At 38.9% G+C, this 19,516-nt stretch carries 19 protein-coding genes and 1 pseudogene; 6 read left to right on the top strand and 14 right to left on the bottom strand.

Translation table 11 applies throughout. The features are described 5' to 3' along the window. Positions 1 to 164 (top strand): annotated as a pseudogene (locus IC572_RS06975) (glycosyltransferase family 10 domain-containing protein); the annotation flags it as partial. 13 nt (positions 165 to 177) lie between these two features. Here the strand turns inward: IC572_RS06975 and gdhA are convergent. The 3 genes from gdhA to IC572_RS06960 all read right to left on the bottom strand — a co-directional run bounded on the left by gdhA (position 178) and on the right by IC572_RS06960 (position 3,641). Then, positions 178 to 1,524: an NADP-specific glutamate dehydrogenase gene (gdhA, locus tag IC572_RS06970; protein ID WP_187855605.1), complete on the bottom strand. Its 1,347-nt coding sequence runs from the start codon at positions 1,522 to 1,524 to the stop codon at positions 178 to 180. A gap of 66 nt (positions 1,525 to 1,590) precedes the next feature. Then, complete coding sequence (prmC, locus tag IC572_RS06965; RefSeq protein ID WP_187855603.1) at positions 1,591 to 2,421, bottom strand: peptide chain release factor N(5)-glutamine methyltransferase; 831 nt, start codon at positions 2,419 to 2,421, stop codon at positions 1,591 to 1,593. After that, positions 2,418 to 3,641, bottom strand: coding sequence for a M48 family metallopeptidase (locus IC572_RS06960; RefSeq protein WP_187855601.1), 1,224 nt, complete (start codon positions 3,639 to 3,641; stop codon positions 2,418 to 2,420). Before IC572_RS06960 ends, prmC begins: the two co-directional genes overlap by 4 nt. A gap of 179 nt (positions 3,642 to 3,820) precedes the next feature. On the opposite strand from IC572_RS06960, the gene IC572_RS06955 reads away from it, so the two are divergent. Further along, on the top strand, positions 3,821 to 4,345 hold the full coding sequence (locus tag IC572_RS06955) for a hypothetical protein (protein ID WP_187855599.1): 525 nt from the start codon (positions 3,821 to 3,823) through the stop codon (positions 4,343 to 4,345). Between the two features lie 42 nt (positions 4,346 to 4,387). On the opposite strand, the gene IC572_RS06950 is transcribed toward IC572_RS06955, so the two are convergent. Then, positions 4,388 to 5,134 (bottom strand): SPOR domain-containing protein, encoded by a 747-nt coding sequence (locus IC572_RS06950; RefSeq protein ID WP_187855597.1) that lies wholly within the window; start codon positions 5,132 to 5,134, stop codon positions 4,388 to 4,390. 202 nt (positions 5,135 to 5,336) lie between these two features. On the opposite strand from IC572_RS06950, the gene zapB reads away from it, so the two are divergent. The 3 genes from zapB to IC572_RS06935 are packed head-to-tail and all read left to right on the top strand — an operon-like array spanning position 5,337 to position 7,657. Further along, complete coding sequence (gene zapB, locus IC572_RS06945; RefSeq protein ID WP_001191196.1) at positions 5,337 to 5,564, top strand: cell division protein ZapB; 228 nt, start codon at positions 5,337 to 5,339, stop codon at positions 5,562 to 5,564. Between the two features lie 12 nt (positions 5,565 to 5,576). Beyond that, entirely contained in the window at positions 5,577 to 5,813 is a 237-nt protein-coding gene (locus tag IC572_RS06940; RefSeq protein WP_000051171.1) for a hypothetical protein, read from the top strand. After that, positions 5,798 to 7,657, top strand: coding sequence for a primosomal protein N' (locus tag IC572_RS06935; RefSeq protein ID WP_187855595.1), 1,860 nt, complete (start codon positions 5,798 to 5,800; stop codon positions 7,655 to 7,657). The genes IC572_RS06940 and IC572_RS06935 overlap by 16 nt, the downstream gene beginning before the upstream one ends. 26 nt (positions 7,658 to 7,683) lie before the next feature. Here the strand turns inward: IC572_RS06935 and cmoA are convergent, their stop codons facing one another. Together cmoA and sodB are read right to left on the bottom strand one after the other, a co-directional pair. Then, complete coding sequence (gene cmoA, locus IC572_RS06930; RefSeq protein ID WP_187855593.1) at positions 7,684 to 8,427, bottom strand: carboxy-S-adenosyl-L-methionine synthase CmoA; 744 nt, start codon at positions 8,425 to 8,427, stop codon at positions 7,684 to 7,686. Positions 8,428 to 8,480: 53 nt separating this feature from the next. Further along, entirely contained in the window at positions 8,481 to 9,122 is a 642-nt protein-coding gene (sodB, locus tag IC572_RS06925; protein ID WP_000494629.1) for a superoxide dismutase [Fe], read from the bottom strand. A 223-nt stretch (positions 9,123 to 9,345) separates the two neighbouring features. Between sodB and tpx the strand changes: the two genes are divergently transcribed. Beyond that, positions 9,346 to 9,846, top strand: a complete 501-nt coding sequence (tpx, locus tag IC572_RS06920; protein ID WP_001174694.1) for a thiol peroxidase — start codon at positions 9,346 to 9,348, stop codon at positions 9,844 to 9,846. A gap of 260 nt (positions 9,847 to 10,106) precedes the next feature. Here tpx and cheW read toward each other — a convergent pair whose 3' ends face one another. Genes cheW through IC572_RS06880 form a run of 8 tightly spaced genes read right to left on the bottom strand, consistent with a single transcriptional unit; the run spans position 10,107 to position 19,490 of the window. Continuing rightward, the gene (gene cheW, locus IC572_RS06915) at positions 10,107 to 10,604 is read right to left on the bottom strand and encodes a chemotaxis protein CheW (protein ID WP_000070762.1); all 498 of its coding nucleotides are present in this window, start codon (positions 10,602 to 10,604) and stop codon (positions 10,107 to 10,109) included. After that, a complete protein-coding gene (gene cheAY2, locus IC572_RS06910; RefSeq protein WP_187855591.1) occupies positions 10,601 to 13,045 on the bottom strand; it encodes a chemotaxis histidine kinase/response regulator CheAY2 in 2,445 nt (814 codons plus the stop codon). Before cheAY2 ends, cheW begins: the two co-directional genes overlap by 4 nt. 56 nt (positions 13,046 to 13,101) lie before the next feature. Further along, a complete protein-coding gene (cheV3, locus tag IC572_RS06905) occupies positions 13,102 to 14,037 on the bottom strand; it encodes a chemotaxis protein CheV3 (protein WP_097696561.1) in 936 nt (311 codons plus the stop codon). A gap of 3 nt (positions 14,038 to 14,040) precedes the next feature. Then, entirely contained in the window at positions 14,041 to 14,799 is a 759-nt protein-coding gene (locus IC572_RS06900) for a UDP-2,3-diacylglucosamine diphosphatase (protein ID WP_187855589.1), read from the bottom strand. A 1-nt stretch (position 14,800) separates the two neighbouring features. Next, positions 14,801 to 15,469, bottom strand: a complete 669-nt coding sequence (locus IC572_RS06895; RefSeq protein WP_187855587.1) for a YggS family pyridoxal phosphate-dependent enzyme — start codon at positions 15,467 to 15,469, stop codon at positions 14,801 to 14,803. Positions 15,470 to 15,491: 22 nt separating this feature from the next. Continuing rightward, positions 15,492 to 17,342 carry a menaquinone biosynthesis decarboxylase gene (locus IC572_RS06890; RefSeq protein ID WP_187855585.1) on the bottom strand — a complete coding sequence of 617 codons (1,851 nt, stop codon included), beginning with the start codon at positions 17,340 to 17,342 and terminating at the stop codon, positions 15,492 to 15,494. Between the two features lie 9 nt (positions 17,343 to 17,351). Continuing rightward, complete coding sequence (gene serA, locus IC572_RS06885) at positions 17,352 to 18,926, bottom strand: phosphoglycerate dehydrogenase (protein WP_187855583.1); 1,575 nt, start codon at positions 18,924 to 18,926, stop codon at positions 17,352 to 17,354. Between the two features lie 15 nt (positions 18,927 to 18,941). Beyond that, positions 18,942 to 19,490, bottom strand: coding sequence for a hypothetical protein (locus IC572_RS06880; protein WP_187855581.1), 549 nt, complete (start codon positions 19,488 to 19,490; stop codon positions 18,942 to 18,944). Positions 19,491 to 19,516 lie beyond the last annotated feature (26 nt).

The following is a 19,516-nucleotide window of genomic DNA, read 5'->3' as shown; positions in this document are numbered from 1 at the left end:
ATTATGATGATTTGAGGGTTAATTATGATCGCCTTTTACAAAACGCTTCGCCTTTGTTGGAACTCTCTCAAAACACCACTTTTAAAATCTATCGCAAAGCTTATCAAAAATCCTTGCCTTTGTTGCGTGCGGCGAGAAAGTTGGTTAAAAAATTGGGTTTGTAAAATTGGGGGGTAATCAAACCCCTTGTGCTATCATCGCAGACGCCACTTTTCTAAAACCAGCGATATTAGCCCCTAAAACAAAATTAGTAGGGTCTTTAAACTCTTTAGCGGTTTGAGAGACATTTTTATAAATCTCTTTCATAATATGGTGTAATTTCGCATCCACCACTTCAAAACTCCAAGGGTGCATGCTCGCATTTTGCGCCATTTCCAAGCCGCTCACGCTCACCCCCCCAGCATTAGCCGCCTTGCCTATACCATAAGAAATCTTAGCCTGCAAAAACAATTCAACCGCTTCATTGCTTGAGGGCATGTTCGCCCCTTCAGCCACGCATTTGCATCCGTTAGAAAGCAAAGTTTTAGCGTCTAAAACGCTCAATTCATTCTCAGTCGCGCTAGGAAAAGCCGCAAAACAAGGCACATGCCACACCGCATTCCCCCCTTTGGGGTAATTTTCTATGGGGGTGTATTTCGCGCTTGGCTTTTGTAGGGCGTATTCTTTGATCCTCCCACGACGCACTTCTTTAATCTCTTTCAAAAGCTCTAAATCAATGCCGTCTTTATCATAAATCATGCCATTAGAATCGCTCGCCGTTACCGGTTTGGCTCCTATTTGAAGCAATTTTTCAATGGTATAAATAGCGACATTACCGCTCCCAGAAACGCTGCAAACCTTACCCTCTAAAGAGCTGTTCCTTTCTTGCAACATTTCTTCCGCAAAATACACGCACCCATAGCCGGTAGATTCTTTTCTGCACAAGCTCCCCCCATAAGTGAGTCCTTTACCGGTCAATACGCCCTCAAAACGATTGACTAATTTTTTGTATTGCCCAAACAGATAGCCAATCTCTCTTTCGCCCACTCCAATATCCCCAGCTGGCACATCAGTCGTGGCTCCAATATGGCGGTATAATTCGTTCATGAACGCCTGGCAAAAACGCATGATCTCATGCTCGCTCTTCCCTTTAGGGTCAAAATCGCTCCCCCCCTTAGCACCCCCCATAGCCAAAGTGGTGAGCGAATTTTTCAACACTTGCTCAAAGCCTAAAAACTTGATCACGCTTTCATTCACGCTAGGGTGGAATCTCAAACCCCCCTTATAAGGGCCAATAGCTGAATTGAATTCAACCCTACACCCCCGATTGACTTGGATCTGATGGTTATCATCTAGCCAACACACCCTAAAAAAAATCTCCCTTTCAGGCTCAATCAAACGCTCTAAAATGGCATGCTTTTCATAACTTTTATCGCTGTCTAAAAGGGGTTTTAACGAAGTGATAGCTTCATAAACGGCTTGATGGAACTCTTTTTGATAGGGGTATTTTTCCTGTAAAGATTGGAGGATTTTTTCAATATACATGAGCGGCATCCTTTATTATTTTAAGTGTTTTTATTGTAACACTAAAAGGGTAATTAAGTTTTAACCTTATTTTAAAAAACTTTTTAAAACGCCCACAAACCCTCTATCAAAGCCACTCAAATCCTTGTAAAACTTTGCATCATAACCGCAAAATTCCAAGCATTCTTTCAAGCTCTTTAACTGGTCATACCCCATTTCACAAACCAAAAAAGGGATTTTTAATCCAGCGGCTAAAAAAACGATTTCTTTTAAGATTTCATCGCCTTTAACCCCCCCAAAAAGGGCTTCGTGCGGTTCTTTGAGAACGGATTTTTCCAAAGGATAACCTCTAGCGATATAGGGTGGGTTAGAGACAAGCATTTCTATCGTTGGCATGCGATCCCAAAGATGCGTTTGTTTTAAAAAAACACGCTCTTTTAAATTAAAGCGTTCAATGTTTTTTAACGCCACTTCTAAAGCGTTTGGTGAAATATCGCTCGCATAAATAGAGAGATTAGGGTTTTCTAAAGCCAAACTAACAGACACGCAACCACTCCCTATGCCGATTTCGCCTATTTCTTTTAAATGGTGTTGAGAAATAATATCAAGGGCTTTTTGGACTAAAATCTCGGTTTCAGGCCGTGGGATTAAAACATGCTCATTCACGAAAAAAGAGCGCCCATAAAAATCACAGCTTCCTAATAAATACTCTATGGGGCAGTCATTCAAGCGCTTTTCTACTAATTCAAAAAAGCATGTCTCTTCTTCGTGGTTTAACTCTAAATAAGCATGCGTGTGCAAAAAAACCCTTTCTTTTTGCAAGACAAAGCCTAATAAAATTTCAGACTCCAAGCCCCCTCTAAAGCCTTTTTGCGATAATTCTTTTTTGGCTTTATTTAGGGCTTGTGAAAGGGTCATTCAATTTCATAATCCAAAGCTTTCAAGCGTTCTAATAGCGGCGGGTGGGTGAAATGCAAGAAAACATAAAAAGGGTGCGAATAGGGGAACGCTTTATTTTCGCTCACAATGGACACTAACGCTTTGGCTAAAGTCTCTTTAGAGCTTAAACTCGCTCCAAATTTGTCCGCATTGTATTCATTCTTTCGGCTAAAAAACCCGATCAAAGGCATGGCGTAAAAAGAAAACACCGGCAAAAACAAGAGTAAAATCGTAATCAAACTCGCTGGCGTTTGTGAGACATTAAAGCCTTCAAAAACCAATGGCGGCAAATGAGCGATCAAAGCAAAAACAAGAGCGAGCAAGCCTCCCATAATCCCTAAACTTTTCAACAAATCCTTATTTTTAAAATGCCCTAATTCATGCCCTAAAATGGCTAAAAGCCCTTCTGTCCCAACTTTAGAGATCAAAGTGTCAAACAACACCACCCGCTTGTTTTTACCCAAGCCTCCAAAATACGCATTCAAACGCCCATCTCTCTTGCTAGCGTCCATCACAAAGATACCTTCAGATTTAAAACCCACTTTATCCATCATGCTCTCAATTTGACTCTCCAAATCCCGGTTATTCAAGGGGGTGAATTGGTTGAAAAGCTGGGCGATTTTAGGGTAAAAAAGATTAGCCAAGATCATAAAAACAAACACGACAAAAAACGAGCTAATCTCCCAATGCTCCACATGTTCAATGACCATTATGAGAGTGTAAATCAACAACAACCCCACGCTTAAAGTGAGCGATAACCCTTTGAAAAAATCCTTAAAAAACAACGACAAGCTCACTTTAGAAAAGCCAAATTCTTTATCCAAATGCATGGTGGTGTAGTAGCTAATGGGTAAAGCTAAAACGCTTTGAATCGCTAAAAACAACAAAGCAAACACCAAGTAGCCTAGCGTTTCAGGAAGGTTTAAATAATGCGTGAGATCTTCTAAATGCGTCAAACCAAAAAAGACCCAGCCAGCAAAGATGATTCCGTCTAAAATTTGAGAAATAATGGATAATTGCATTTTCCTAATGGCATAATTTCCCGCTTCTTCATAATCCTTTTGTGGGAGTAAAACAGGCTTCTCGCAGAGTTTTTGACGGATAAATTTCAATTGCAAAATATCGCCTACAATGTAAGGAGTCGTAAAAAAGAGCAAATAAAAAATACAAATTATCATATCTATCCATATGTCAAGCATGTTCCAAACTCCTTTCTCCATTGAATTTACCAATAAAAGTGTAGGAATTATAACAATTTTTCAAAAATTTACCATAAAATTAAATAAGTATGGTAGAAAAAAGAGGCTGTTTTTGAGCGTTTTTAATCCAATCATAAAAAGCTGTGTTATCCAACCCGCTATCAACAAAAAGGTTTGTCATGCCCTATTCTTTTAAAAAGCGTTTTTTAATCGTTTATACCCTTTCTACCTTGCTTTTAGTGGGGGTTTTGTTAGCGTTATTTTTCTTTTATGCGAAAAATAACCTTTTAGAAAACACCCAAATACGCATGCAATACACCGCTGATGCGATCGCTAAAAGCCTTTTAGAATTAAATAATGCCTCTTCTTTGGAACCTTTAAAAATCTTAGAAGAACGATTCAAAAACACCCCCTTTGTCTTATTAGATGCGGATAACAAAGTCAAGTTTTCTAATATCGGGGCGTTTGTGGCCTCTTTTAAAAATGACGCCCTGATCAAAACCCCTTATTTTGCGCTTAAAAAACAGGGCTTTTACCTCACAGACAGCGCCCCAACTAACCGCTTAGAGGTTTCTAAAATCATCATTGCAGAAGAAGAAATTCAAAAAAATTTTATCCCCCTTTATAAAATGATAGGCTATGTGTTTTTGGGTGCGAGTTTGTTTGTCGTGCTAATAGCTAGGTGGCTTTATCAAATCCAATAAAACTATAGATTTGTTTTCATCAAATAGGGATAGCTAAAACGATTACTTTTCCACCAACACAGGCTTATTTTTAAAGCTTTTAGTTGCATTTTCAAGCTGTTTTAGGGCTTCTTCTTTCGTTTTATAAGGGCCAATCAAATAATGCGTGAGGGAGTCTTTTTTCTTTATTTGGTAGGGGAAAGTTTTGAGCGTTTGCAAAAAATCCTTACTGGGCGCGTTCAAAAAAGCCCCAATTTGCAAGTAATACCCTTTAGGGACACTCGCATCTTTTAAGCTAGGTTTTACTAAGCTTTTTTTATTCTCGTTCTTGGGTGGCTCTTTTATTAAAGGCTGGGATTGATTAATAGCGGTCTCTTGCTTATGGGCTTTTTTGATTTTTCTTTTCACCTTTTTGCTTTCTATATAAAAATCATATAAATCATGGATTCTTTGCTTCACATAAGCTTCATAGCAATTTTTATAAATCGGGCTATTTTCAATAGAAGCTTTAGGGCTTATTAGCATGACCAACGCCACGCATTCTTCATGGGCGACTTTGAGCCATTCTTCTTCGCTTTGCTCCAGGATTTCTTTGATTTTAGGGAACTCATATTGCGTGCCTTTCCCCATATTTTCTAACATTTCTATAAGTTCTTCATGGACTTGATTGAGCCTTAATTGGATAGGGGGTAAATTTTTGGGCGTATTTTGAACGCTTTTAAGATCCGCTTTTTTGTCCTCCAAACCAACAGCGCTTCTTAAAAAGAGGAAAACCAACAACAGAGTCATTTTTAATATACTTTTTTGCATTCACCACTCCCATGCCAAGCTTTCTGTCTTGTTGCTTTATGGTAATCAAAAATACCAAATACCGCCATAAGAATGGTTTAAAACATGGGGTTTTAGTTACTTTATTTTATAGTAAAAGCCATTATCTTAAGAGGATAGGGGTATTTTGCGATAATTTAATAGCTTTGATATAATAACTTTTAAAAACCATGAAAGGCTTATGATGCAATCTTTAAGTTTGTTAAACCAATTGGGCGCTAAAATTGATGAATTGATTGAAAAAATCCAAAAACAAGAAGAAGAGTTGAGCGCTTTACGCCAAGCAAACACCACCTTGAATGCACAAAATGAAGAAAAAGACATTCAAATCGCTATTTTATACGATGAATTGAGCGCTAAAGATAAGGGTATTCAAGGTCTTTATGACAAAATCTCTGATTTATTGTCATAAACCATTAAAAACATGTCTTTAGAAAACGATAGCTTAGAAATCACTTATTTAGGCAAACGCTATAAAATCTCTCTCAATAACACCTTTAGCGATGAGATGAAACGCACCCTAAAGGAGCGTTTCCATAACCAAGAATTAAACGCTTTAGAGCTTTTGAAGGATTATTTGCATGAAAGTTGTCAAAACGAGTATTTGCATAATGAACTAAAAAAGCTTTTAGAAAAAATCTCATCATGTTCTATCACTTGATCGCTCCTTTAAAAAATAAAACCCCTCCTTTAACTTACTTTTCTAAAGAGCAACACCAAAAAGGAGCGTTAGTCAATATCCCTTTAAGGAATAAAACGCTTTTAGGAGTCGTTCTTGAAGAAGTTTCAAAACCCCCTTTTGAATGCCTAGAATTGGAAAAAACCCCTTATTTTTTACTCCCCTTTCAAATGGAGCTCGCTATTTTTATCGCTCAATATTACTCAGCTAATCTTTCTTCAGTTTTAAGCCTTTTTACCCCTTTTAAAGAATGCGATTTAGTGGGGTTAGAAAAAATTGAGCCTGTTCTTAATATATTAAGCCAAACGCAAACAAACGCTTTAAAAGAATTGCAAAAACATCCAGCAAGCTTGCTTTTTGGCGATACGGGCAGCGGGAAAACCGAAATTTATATGCATGCAATCGCTCAAATTTTAGATCAAGAAAAAAGCGCTTTATTGTTAGTGCCAGAAATCGCCCTCACCCCTCAAATGCAACAACGCCTTAAAAGGGTCTTTAAAGAAAATTTAGGCTTGTGGCATAGCAAACTCTCTCAAAATCAAAAAAAACAATTTTTAGAAAAGCTTTATTCGCAAGAAATCAAATTAGTGGTAGGCACACGAAGCGCGTTGTTTTTACCCCTTAAGGAGTTGGGTTTAATCATTGTAGATGAAGAGCATGACTTTTCTTATAAATCCCATCAAAGCCCTATGTATAACGCTAGGGATTTATGCTTGTATTTATCCCATAAATTCCCTATTCAAGTGATCTTAGGCTCTGCTACGCCAAGTTTGAATAGTTACAAACGCTTCAAAGATAAGGCTTTAGTGCGTCTAAAGGGGCGCTACACCCCTACGCAAAAAAACATTATTTTTGAAAAAACCGAGCGTTTTATCACGCCCAAACTCCTAGAAGCGCTAAAACAAGTGATAGACAAAAACGAGCAAGCCATTATTTTTGTGCCTACAAGGGCTAATTTCAAAACCTTGCTGTGCCAAAATTGCTATAAAAGCGTTCAATGCCCTTTTTGCAGCGTGAATATGAGCTTGCATTTAAAAACCAACAAACTCATGTGCCATTATTGCCATTTTTCAAGCCCTATCCCTAAAATTTGCAGCGCATGCCAAAGCGAAGTTTTAGTGGGTAAAAGGATAGGCACCATGCAAGTGTTGAACGAGTTGGAAGGCCTTTTGAAAGGCGCTAAAATAGCGATTTTGGATAAAGATCACACTAGCACACCCAAAAAACTCCACAATATTTTAAACGATTTCAACGCTCAAAAAACGAATATCTTAATCGGCACTCAAATGATAAGCAAAGGGCATGATTACGCTAAAGTGAGTTTGGCGGTTGTTTTAGGCATAGACAATATCATTAAATCTAATAGTTACAGGGCTTTAGAAGAAGGCGTGTCGTTACTTTATCAAATCGCTGGGAGGAGCGCTAGGCAAATTTCTGGCCAAGTGTTCATTCAAAGCACCGAAACGGATCTATTAGAAAATTTCTTAGAAGATTATGAAGATTTTTTACAATACGAATTGCAAGAAAGGTGCGAACTCTACCCGCCTTTTTCAAGGCTGTGTTTGTTGGAATTTAAGCATAAAAACGAAGAAAAAGCCCAACAATTGAGCCTAAAAGCCTCTCAAACCCTTTCTTCGTGTTTAGAAAAGGGCGTAACGCTCTCCAATTTCAAAGCCCCCATTGAAAAAATCGCCTCTTCTTACCGCCACCTGATTTTATTGCGTTCCAAAAACCCTTTAAGCCTAATCAAAAGCGTGCATGCGTTTTTAAAAACCGCCACCAATATCCCTTGCAGCGTGAACATGGATCCTGTGGATATTTTTTAAAAACTTTATATATTATTTCAAAAAACTCATGTTTTTCTGGCGGCTAACAGCGTGAAATTCACCCATTTAAACACCGCTTCCACATGCTTAAACCCCACGCTTTCTAAAAGCGCGATATTTTCTTTTAAACTATAAGGCACAAGCACATTTTCTAACGCTTCCCTTTTGAAAGCGATTTCATTGTGGCTGTAGCCTTGATTTTGTTTATAAAGGTAGTATAGCTCTATCATCTGCTTGTCTAATATCCGATCTTCGCTCATGATCTTTTCGCCCACCAATAAAACCCCATTCAACGCAAGGCTGTTATAAATCTTTTTGAGCAACACCTCTCTTTGCATGGGGCGGACAAATTGCAACACAAAAAGCAATGAAAACGCGCTCGCTTCTTTAAACTCAACCTCTAAAAAATCCATGCATTCAAAACGGGCATTGTTAAAATCTTTTAATTTTTCTTGCGCTTTTTTGAGCATGGGCATGGAATTGTCAATCCCTACAAGCTCAATATCTTGTTGGATTTGTTGGTTAAGTGCGATAAAAAAGTTTCCGGTAGAACAGCCCAAATCATAAATCAAGGGCTTAGGTAAGGACTTAGGCAAGGGCTTAGGATAAATATTTTCTTTTAAATTTTGAGCGATAAAATACGCCCCTAGATTCAACATTTCGTGATAATAGGGGATAGAGCGCTCCAGCATGTCATCAAAAACATGGGCGACTTCCTCATCAAAACAAAAGCGTTTGTTTAGGGATTTGTTAAACAGAGTGTCTTTCATTCAAAAAAGAAGCGTGGTTTAAAAACCTTTAAACCACAATAGCCGTGTAACGCTTAAGCTTTTTTATGCACCAACTCATTGATGTAGTAATCCACTGAGCCTAAGCCTTCTTTTTTCGCCCATTCATAGCATTGAGAGACAAAATGCCAATTGATATGCCCATAGAATTTTTCCAAATACACAGGGCGCGCGTTTTTGTGGTCAATATAATAAGCATGCTCCCACACATCCACCACTAAAAGCGGCACTTTTTTATCCGTAACTGGGGTTTGAGCGTTGCTCGTTTGAATGATTTCAATTTTTTGAGTGTCTAAATTATACGCTGCCCAATTCCAGCCAGAGCCAAATAGAGTGGTCGCACTCTTAATGAAGTCTTCTTTAAATTTTTCCAACGATCCGAAATCTTTTTCTAAAGCCCCTTTTAACTCATCGCTTAAAGCAGTCGCTTTCGGGCTTAGGCAATCCCAATAAAAATCGTGGTTGTAAATTTGAGCGGCGTTATTAAACACGCCTCCGCTAGACTTTGTCAAAATATCAAACAAAGAACTTTTCTCAAAATCCGTGCCTTTGATTAAGTTATTCAAATTATTCACATAAGTTTGGTGGTGTTTCCCATGGTGGAAATCAAACGCCACAGGGCTTAAAAAATCTCCCATGCTGTCTTTAGCAAAAGGCAACTCTCGTAATGTAAACATGTTTTCTCCTTGTGATCAGATAGCCGTATTGTAATCATTTTTTAATACTTTTTGGTAAATCTTTTCTTAAAAATTAAATCGTTATGCAAATTTTGTAGATTTTAAGGGGTTTTTTAAAATGAAAACGACTTTTTAAACAAATTCTTTTTAAATTTGTTAAAAGTTAATCTTAATGGGCTACTATTCTAAAGCAATATAGCAATTCATTAGAAAGGATTTAACCATGCAAAAAGTTACTTTTAAAGAAGAAACATATCAGTTAGAAGGGAAAACCTTAAAAGTGGGCGATAAAGCTCCTGATGTGAAGTTGGTGAATGGCGATTTACAAGAAGTCAATTTGTTGAAGCAAGGCGTGCGTTTTCAAGTCGTTAGTGCGCTTCCTAGTTTAACCGGATCGGTTTGTTTGCTCCAAGCCAAACACTTCAATGAGCAAGCCGGCAAACTGCCTTCTGTGAGTTTTAGCGTTATTTCTATGGACTTGCCTTTTTCTCAAGGGCAAATTTGCGGCGCTGAAGGCATTAAGGACTTAAGAATCTTAAGCGATTTTAGGTATAAGGCTTTTGGGGAAAATTACGGCGTGCTGTTAGGCAAAGGCTCTTTGCAAGGCTTGCTCGCTCGATCAGTGTTTGTTCTTGATGATAAGGGAGTGGTTATCTATAAAGAAATCGTTCAAAACATTTTAGAAGAGCCCAATTATGAAGCGCTTTTAAAAGTGTTGAAATAGGAAATCCTTAAAAGGAGGGGGCTACAATTTAGTGAATCTCAACGCAAAAAGCCCCACTTATTAAAAAGTGTTGGCAACAAAGACTAAAAAATAAGAGATTCCTTTTAATTCGTTTAAAAAAGTTTCACGCTATTTTTAAAAGAAAAGATTAAAAAAGACTCTATTTTCAATCAAACATTATCGCTTGATTAAAATCAAGCTTTTAATGGAATAAATCTTTCTCAAAGCCCATAGGGGGCTTATTTGGATAGAAAAGGTTTTTAGAAGTCTTTCTTTAAGATTTCTTCCACTCTTAAAATGGTTACGAGTCTGTCGTTTTGTTTCCCAATGCCATAAGTTAGATTGTTGTTATCGCTCAAAGTTTCTGGCACCGGGTCAATATCCGTTTGCTTGATGCGAATGGCTTCAGTTAAGCGATCAATGAAAAACCCAGCGATTTGATCGTTATGGCGTACCACCAGATAACGAGTGTCTTTATTTTGTTTTTCAGCTTTCAAGCCAAATTTTAAACGCAAGCTAATCAACGGGAAGACATTACCCCTTAAGTTGAACACGCCAAGCACATAGTTTGGGGTTTCAGGGACTCGCGTGTAGCCAATGGGTTTGACGATCTCTAAAATATTCAAAATGGGAATGGCGTATTCTTCATCGCCGATAATAAATCCAATGAATTGCAAAATTTCTTCATTGTCTTCTTGTTTAGAGCTTGCATTAGCTTCTTTTTGTCTTTCAAATAAATCTTTTAATTGATTGCTCATGACTGGTCTCCTTCTAATTTAATGCTGCGCTTCACTACGGTGGTTAAATATTCACCGCTATAAGGTTTAGTGATGTATTCAGTCATGCCGGATTCAACGCCGCGCATCCTGTCTGTTTTAGTCACCCGACTGGTTACTGCGATCAAGGGCAAGTTTTTGAATTTATTGTATTTACGCACTTCAGAGGCGAAAGTGTAACCATCCATTTTAGGCATCTCAATATCCACTAAAATAGCATCAGGGATTTTATCGCCATTTTTGAGCATTTCTAAGCCTTCTAACCCGTTAGTGGCCTCTAAAAGCGTGATGCCTAATGGTTTCAAACATTTGCGGATAATCGCTCTGTCCGTGCTGCTGTCATCAATCGCTAAGACAATATAATCGCTAGGAGAATTTTTACTTTTCGTGTTTTCGGATTCATTCATCAAGGTAGTGATATTGACCTTGATGCTCTTTGCCATATCCATCATCGCTCCCACATCTACAATAAGGGTGATTTTCCCATCGCCTCTCACCGTAGCGCCAGCAATGCCTCTAGTGTTTTTAAGGTAGTAACCTAAAGATTTAATGACCACTTCTTCTTGACCGATCAAATAATCCACAATCACGCCAATTTTTTGATCGGCCAAGCCAATGATAACCACATACACATCTGAGTTGGATTCCAAAATAGCATCCACTTTAAAAATATCAGAAAGGCGCACCAAAGAAAGCACCTCATCTCTCAAGCGCAACACGCTTTTGCCATCAACGGTGTAAATTTCATCTTGGCTGATGCGCACGGTTTCTAACACTGAAGAAAGCGGGATAGCGTAATATTCTTCTTGAACGCCCACGAGTAAAGCTTGAATGATAGCCAGAGTGAGAGGGATTTTAAGCTTTTGAGTCGTGCCTACCCCCACTTCTGAATCAATTTCAATGATCCCATTGAGCTTTTCAATATTGGTTTTCACCACATCCATGCCAACACCCCTGCCTGAAACATTGGAAACGACTTTTGCGGTAGAAAAGCCTGGCTTGAAAATGAGGTTAAACGCTTCCCTATCGCTCATGCCTTCAGCGTCTCTTTCGCTAATCACCCCTTTTTCAACCGCTTTTTCTTTAAGCATCACAGGGTCTAACCCCTTGCCATCATCAGAGATTTTAATCACAATGTGGTTACCCTCATTATACGCGCTCAATTGCACTTTACCGGTTTCAGGCTTGTTAAGCCTTCTTCTTTCTTCTAAAGGCTCAATCCCATGATCGCATGAGTTGCGGATAATATGAATGAGCGGATCGCCAATCTCTTCTACAATGGATTTGTCTAATTCGGTTTCTTCGCCTTCAATGATTAATTCAATGCTCTTGCCTAATTCCCGGCTCAAATCCCTTACCATGCGAGGGAATTTATTGAACACTTTGCCCACTGGTTGCATCCTGGTTTTCATCACCGCAAGTTGCAAGTCTGTCGTTACCGCTGAAATAGAAGAAACCACCTGGTTTAATTCCTCTAAAAACTTTTCCCCATCATAGCGTTCTTCCACATCGCTATAAATCCTGATCAAGCGATTTTTGCCCAACACAAGCTCACCGATTAAATTCATCAAGTGATCCAAGCGGCGCACATCCACCCTAACGGTTTGCTCCACGCCAATAGAGGGGGCTTTATTTTCTTCAGTATCGGCTTTAGCCTTAGCTTTAGTTTCGGTTTTAGGGGCTTCTTTTGTTGGGGCAACTTCTTGTTTAGGTTTGGCTTGTTCTTCTTGTTTAGGTTTGGCTTCTTGTTTTTTTTGGGCTCTTCGTTCTTTATCGGCCTCTTGGCGCTTGTTAAGCAGTCGTTCAATTTCCGCTTCCACTTCTTCAGTGCTCATGTTGGAATAATCCAAATCCGGCTCATCGGCTAGCGGGTTATCGCTTGAGAAGTTTTCTGTAGTAGGGGCTTTTGCCTTGTTTTCTTTATTTTCTTCTTTCGCTTCTTCTTTATTTTCTTCTTTCGCTTCTTCTTTATTTTCTTTTTGGGGGGCTTCTTTAGTCCTTGAAGTTTCTTTAGCGCCCTCTAAATTTTGGCTCGTAATGGCTTGAAGCTTTTTGACTACTTCTTCAATCTCGTTTTCCTTGCCGTTATTAGTATCCGATCCGGTGTCTCTAATCGTTACGAGCAAAGTTTTCATCAAATCAATGGAGCGCAACACGACATCCATGATATCCGGCGTGATTTTAATTTCGCCCTTTCTGGCGCGATTTAAGACATCTTCCATGTTGTGCGTGAGGTGCGTGAGAATGTTAAGATTCAAAAACGAGCTAGAGCCTTTAATGGTGTGGGCGACTCTAAAAATGCGATTGAGCAAGTCCAAATCCTCAGGGTTATGCTCCAATTCCACTAAATCCTGATCCAACTGCTCATTCATTTCAAAGGCTTCAATCAAGAAGTCTTCCATTATTTCTTGCAAATCATCCATTTAAACCCCTTTTTAGCGTTTGAGATAAGAGTATTTTACAATTTTATCAATAAAAATTACGCATTCTTGTCTAAAATCTTAGAAATTTCTTCGGTGAATTTTTCTGCGTCAAACTTGACTAAATACGCCACAGCCCCCATTTCTTTAGCCCTTTCAGCGCTGTAATTATCGCAAATAGAAGAATTAAAAATCACAGGAATATAAGCGAACCTAGGGTCTTTTTGGAGCTTGAATAAGAAATGATAGCCATCCATTTTAGGCATTTCAACATCTGAAATAATGAATTTCAAATGTTTCCTCAAATCGTCCCCGTATTTTTTGAATAGCATTTCTAATTTATTCAGCCCGTCTTCCCCATCCACAGCTTCCGTGATGCTAAAACCCATTTTACTCAAATGGTTCTTTAAGGTTTTCCTCGCCGTTCTGCTATCGTCTAAAAACAACACTTCGCCTTCAAAACGCTCTTTAGGGGTATCTTTAGTGTTTTTAGCGTCTTCATTAAGTTTTAAATCGTCTAAAATGCTTTCTAAATCCAAAATGAGTAGGGTTTTGTCGTTTTCAATGCGGGTCGTGCCGGTGATATTTTCTTTATTGATGCTATTAGAGGCACTAAAGGATGCAGGTTCTACATCTTTCCAGCTAATGCGCCTGATACGCCTAGCCGAATGGACTAAAAAACCCAATTTGACATTATTAAATTCCGTGATAATGACGATTTTTTCGTTTTCCTTGCTTTTATCCGGGATAATCCCTATCCATTTAGCCAAGTCTATAAGCGGAATGATCGTGGAGCGCAAATCAAACACGCCGATGATGTAATCCAAATTCGTAGGGTATTCAAAAAGGGTGGGCATGGGGATGATTTCTTGGACTTTAGCCACATTGATGCCATAAATCCCCTCATAAGGGACGCCCTCTTGCATGCCATAAATACGAAAATCCACGAGTTCTATCTCGCTTAGTTTTAAATCGTTAGCTGTTTTTTCTGCCATGATTTAGGCGTCCTTATTTTGAGATGATTCTAAGATACTTGATGATACCTTAAAAAGGCTTTGTTCGTAATAAAAGGAGGGCAGTGGGCAATAAATAGGCGCATTCAAGGGGATTTTTGCGCTGCTTTTGAGGTGAAAATGCCCCTCTATAATGCCGTCAATACTATCAATGTTAAGATCTTTAATGTAGTTTTGATAGGCTTTTAGGCGCTTTTCAATAAAGGCTTTTAATTCTTTTGGCTCTAATTCCCAAAGACGGATGGGTTTTTGATAGATGCGTTTTTTCAAAAAAGGGTATAAGGTTTTAAAGCTCGCAAAATTTAAAAAAGTTAAAAAAAATCTCGCCCAAGTGGAAGTGAGCTGCGTGATGTAAAATTCATACGCTTTAGTGGTGAATAAATCCCCATGAGCTAGTAAAAAGCGTTTGTTATCGTATTGGAATAATACGGGTTGGTTTTGGCGCTCAAAAACTACCACTTTGGAATTGAATACAAAACGCATGGAAAAATCATGGTTGCCTTCAAAATAAAAGACTTGTGAAATTTCGCTTAAAGCGTTGATGAGATCAATGATTTTTTGCTGCTCTTTGTCTAGGGGCAAGTAGCCCACAAGAACATGGAAAATATCGCCCATGAAAAAGACTTGTGGGGGTTTGGCGCTTAAAAGTTCTTGAAGCGTATGGATTAAATGAGGGCTTTTAGGCAAAAAATGCACATCAGAGATAAAAACAGCCCCATTTTTAAGCACATAAGTTTCTAGCATCTTACTCTTTGAACAAAAAAGAGCCAATCCTTAAAAGATTCGCCCCGCAAGCAATCGCTAATTCAAAATCATCACTCATGCCCATTGAAAGAACGCTCGCATTCTTTATTTGGTCAAAAAGCTTTTTGGTGGTGATAAAGGATTTTTCAATTTCCTTTTCATCATCGGTGTGCGCCCCTATACACATAAGCCCCTTAAGCTTGAGGCGCTTGCAAGTTTCACTGATTTGAGAATAAATTTCTAGCGCTTCTTCAGGCACCACCCCGCTTTTACTTTTCTCATACGCGCTATTAACCTGTAAAAGAGCGTTTAAATTGACGCCCAATATTTCGCAACGCTTTTCTATTTTCAAAGCGAGTTTTAAAGAGTCTAAAGAATGCAAAAGAGCGGGTTTTAAACTCAAAAGCGCATTGATTTTATTTTCTTGTAAAGAGCCTATCATGTGCCATTCAAGGGGCAAATGCTCTAAAGAATGCATTTTAGTTTTTAAATCTTGAACTTTATTTTCTCCAAAAGCCCTTTGAGAGCAGTTGTAGTAATGTTGGATAGCTTCTGGGGGAGCGTTTTTTGAAACAGCCACGATTTTGACAATGTGGTGCCTTGAATAGGCGATGCGAGCCTTTTCTATTTTGGTGATGAGAGCATCAATTTTTTGGCGATAATCTAACATAATTCTTCTTTATGGCTATTCTTTATAGATCTTCTTTGTGCGTGCTGAAAGAATGCGTGAGGTGGAATTTTTGATTTAAAGTTTCAAAATCTTTTAAAAGCCCTTTCTTTTTCAAATTTTCTATGACTTCCATGGAGCAATTGGTTTCTGTAGGCCATTCTCTAAAATGTTTATCCATAACGCCCTTATTGGTAGCGTCTATAAAAAAGCAATGTTTAGAGGTGAGGATATCACGCTTGGCGTCAATGTTATTAACGATGCGCCATAACAGCATGTAGGGGTTGTTTAAATCGTTGCTGGTATGCTCTACAAAGATGACGATGCGCAAATGCTCTTCAAAACCGAGCAAATTTTTAGCCAGTTCAATGACGCTTTTATCTTTCTTTTCCACGCTAATGACGCAAATGGGGTTACGGGTGTGCGGGTAGTATTGCTTCAAAAGAACGATATTTTGCATTTTATCTTGTAAAAGCGCTAATAGGGCGTTATCGTTTAAAAGCGTGGGGTAGGGGGTATTGCTTTTAGAAGTCGCATCAATACCGAGTTTCCCCCCCATAGCGTATTCAGGGCTTGCATGATCTAAGGCGTCGCATACGCCTTGAGAGATAAGAATTTTTTCTTTAGAAAAATTTTCCAGTATATACTCAATGATAGCGTTGGTGTCTCTTAGATTAGGAGCGTCTTCATTGACAAAAATCGCATGTTTGACAAAACTCATCTGCCCCACGCCCCAAAAAGCATGCATGACTTGCTTGGCATGAGCGTTATAGCGCGTGTGTATTTTGGCTAAAATCAAATTATGAAACACCCCATTTTCTGGCATGCAATAATCTATGAGATTGGGGGCGTTCATTTGAAGTAAAGGCAAGAACAAGCGTTCAGTCAAATACCCCATGTATTTGTCTTCTAAAGGGGGCTTACCCACCACAGTGGCTAAGTAAATGGAATCTTTTTTATAGCTAATGGTTTTGACTTCTAAAACAGGGTAAGGCTCAATGGGGGTATAATAGCCAGTGTGATCCCCAAAAGGCCCTTCAAGCTCTAACTTTTCGCAATCCACAAACCCTTCTATCACAATATCGCAATCGCTTGGCACGCTCAAAGGATTGCTCAAGCATGGCATCACTTGCACTTTTTTTCCTCTCATAAACCCATAGAGCATGAGTTCATAAACCCCATAAGGTAAGGGGGCTGTCGCACACCATGTGTAGAGCAAATCCCCACCAATAGCGATACTGACAGGCATTTTGACTTTAGCCTTAGCGTATTCGTGGAAAAAGAGTTGGGAGTCTTTATGGATTTGCCAGTGCAAGCCTAAATGGTTTTTATCATAAACCTGCAAACGGTACATGCCCAAATTCTTTTTTTTATGATCTAGGCTTTGGGTATAGACTTGCCCCATAGTGATAAAAGCCCCGCCATCTTTTTCCCAAGTTTTTAAAACGGGCAGATCCAACAAATTGACTTCTTTATCTTGCTTGACAATGAGATTTTTAGGGCGAGTGGTTTTTTTAGGGAAAATGTGTCTTAAATCCCATAAATCTTTTAAAACTTTCAAACCCTCAGTGAAGTTTTTAGGGGCGTCAAAGTGTAAGAACGCTTGCATGCGTTGTTGCAGGCTTTCTATGGGGGTTTTTAACAAAAGATCCAAGCGTTTGAAAGAACCAAAAGCGTTCATCAAAACAGGCATGCCAAAGGTTTTGATCTGGTCATGCTCTTTTTTTATGGGTTGCGTGAATAAAAGGGCTTTGCCTCCATCAGGCTTTTTCGCTTCTATATACGCCAGATGAGCGATTTCTAAATCCACTTCAAGGGGGGTGTCAATGATCTTTAATTCATCATGTTTTTTTAAAAGCTTTAAAAAATCTCGCATCCAACTACCTTAAATAACCACATAATGAACGCTTAAGCATGCAGGAATGTTTTTAAGCTCTTCTAAAACTTCCAAAGAAACTTCTTCATCTACAATAATGAGCGCTAAAGCTTCTTTTTGCGTGTTGCGCCCCAAACGAAAATCAGCGATGTTAATGCCATGCCTAGCGAACGCATTCCCCACACTCCCAATAACGCCTGGAATATCCGTATTCCTGAATAAAAGCATTTTACCCTTTGGCTCTATATCAATATGAAACCCATCAATCTCAGTGAGTTTTAAAATATCTTCTTCAAACACCGTGCCGCTCACGCTGATTGCACCATTAGCCGCATTGAGAGTTAAAGAGAGCATGTTTTTATAGGGCGAAGCGCTTTCTTTAAGGCTAACCTTAATCTCAATGCCTCTTTCTTTGGCCACAAAAGGGGCGTTAATGTAATTGATTTTATCCCCTACAACGGGTTTTAACACCCCCACTAACATAAAGGCTACAAGAGCGTCTTTGAATTGGTTGATCTCCCCGCAAAGACTGAGTTCAATTTTTTGGCACACGCCCTTATGGATTTGACTGGAAAAATAACCCAATTTTTGCGCTAAATTCAAGTAGGCTTTCGCGCTTGCATCAAAAGCTTGCATGGGTAAATTTAGAGCATGCGGATGGCTTGAACCCCTTAAAGATTCCATAACCCCTTGAGCGGCTTGTTTGGAAATTTCTTCTTGGGACTCTAAAGTGTTCGCGCCAATATGGGGGGTCGCATAAACATTGGGCAAGTCTAAAAGCTTGTTATGAATGCCAGGCTCTTTAGAAAAGACATCAATGCCAAGCCAACGCACTTTTTTGGTTTCTAAAGCTTCATAAAGAGCGTCTTCATTATAAAGCCCCCCTCTAGCACAATTAATTAAAATAACCCCTTTTTTCATGCGTTCGATCTCTTTAGCGCCTATCATGTTAATGGTTTCTTTATTTTTAGGGGTGTGGATAGTGATCATATCGCATTGCAAAATGTCTTCAAAATTCTTTGTGTAAATGACCCCTAAATCAGTGGCTTTTGAAGAAGGGATATAAGGATCATAGGCTAAAACTTCCATTTCAAAAGCTTTTGCTCTAATGCCCACCCTAGAGCCAATGTTTCCAAAACCAATGATGCCCAGCTTTTTATTTCTCAATTCCGTGCCATACCAATCTTCTCTTTTCCATAACCTTTGGTGTTTGATTTGATCGTTCGCGCAAGGGAATGAGCGCACTGCATTGATCAAATGCGCCATGGTCAATTCCACAGCGGCAATCGTGTTAGCGGTAGGGATATTCATCACGACAATGCCTTTTTGAGAGCAGCTTTCTAAATCAATATTATCCACTCCCACGCCCGCTCTCACAATGGATTTTAAGTGGGTTAAGGGCTTTAAAAAATCGCTTGTGATAGGGGTCATGCTGCGAGTGATGAGCGCATCCATGGGGATGAGTTTTTCTAAAAGCTCCTTTTTGGGGCATTTGGAATAATCATGCAAGACAATGTCTTTTTGGGCTTCTAAAATTTGAATGCCTTTAGCATGGATGGGGTCGCAAATGGCTACTTGATACATTTTTATCCTTTGAATTTAAAAAACAGCATGATAGCGTATTTTATAATAGTCTAAATCAGCTAAAAAGCGTTCTTTTTTATTTTCATCTAAATAGATGATGAGGTTGGGTTGGTTTTTGGTGCTATCGTAAGCGTAATCAATTTGTTCTTTTTTAAGGATTTCTTTTAAACACCACCATTGATAACCCTTTAAATCCTTAATGATAAGCTTTGAATATTCCCTTTTTTTTTCTTCAAAAGGGATTTCAAAATGATGCTCTATAACAGGGTAATTGATCACTTCTTGCGCATCAAGGTTTTGAGAAAAGGCGTTATTGCGATCTTCTTGGTTATGGGGGGCTTTTTCATTATGAGAGGTTCCATTAGGGCTATTTTCTTCTAGGTTGATGTCATGGCTTTTTGCATCCGTTTGAGAGAGGCCTTCATTGGTTTGAGAGATCGCATGTGTTTGAGAGATCGCATGAGAAGTAGCGGGCATTTCTTTTTTAACGCTTAAAAACAAATAGGCTAAAACGCCAAGAGCGACAGCTAGGGAAATAAAAGCAACAACACCCTTAAATCTCATGCCATTCTCATGCTTTTAAAATCACT

The sequence above is a fragment of the Helicobacter pylori genome, from assembly GCF_014496485.1.
In the GTDB taxonomy this organism is placed as follows: Bacteria; Campylobacterota; Campylobacteria; order Campylobacterales; family Helicobacteraceae; genus Helicobacter; species Helicobacter pylori_DD.
Note: the sequence above shows the minus strand (reverse complement) of the source record. Positions and strands in the feature narration are given on the sequence as shown.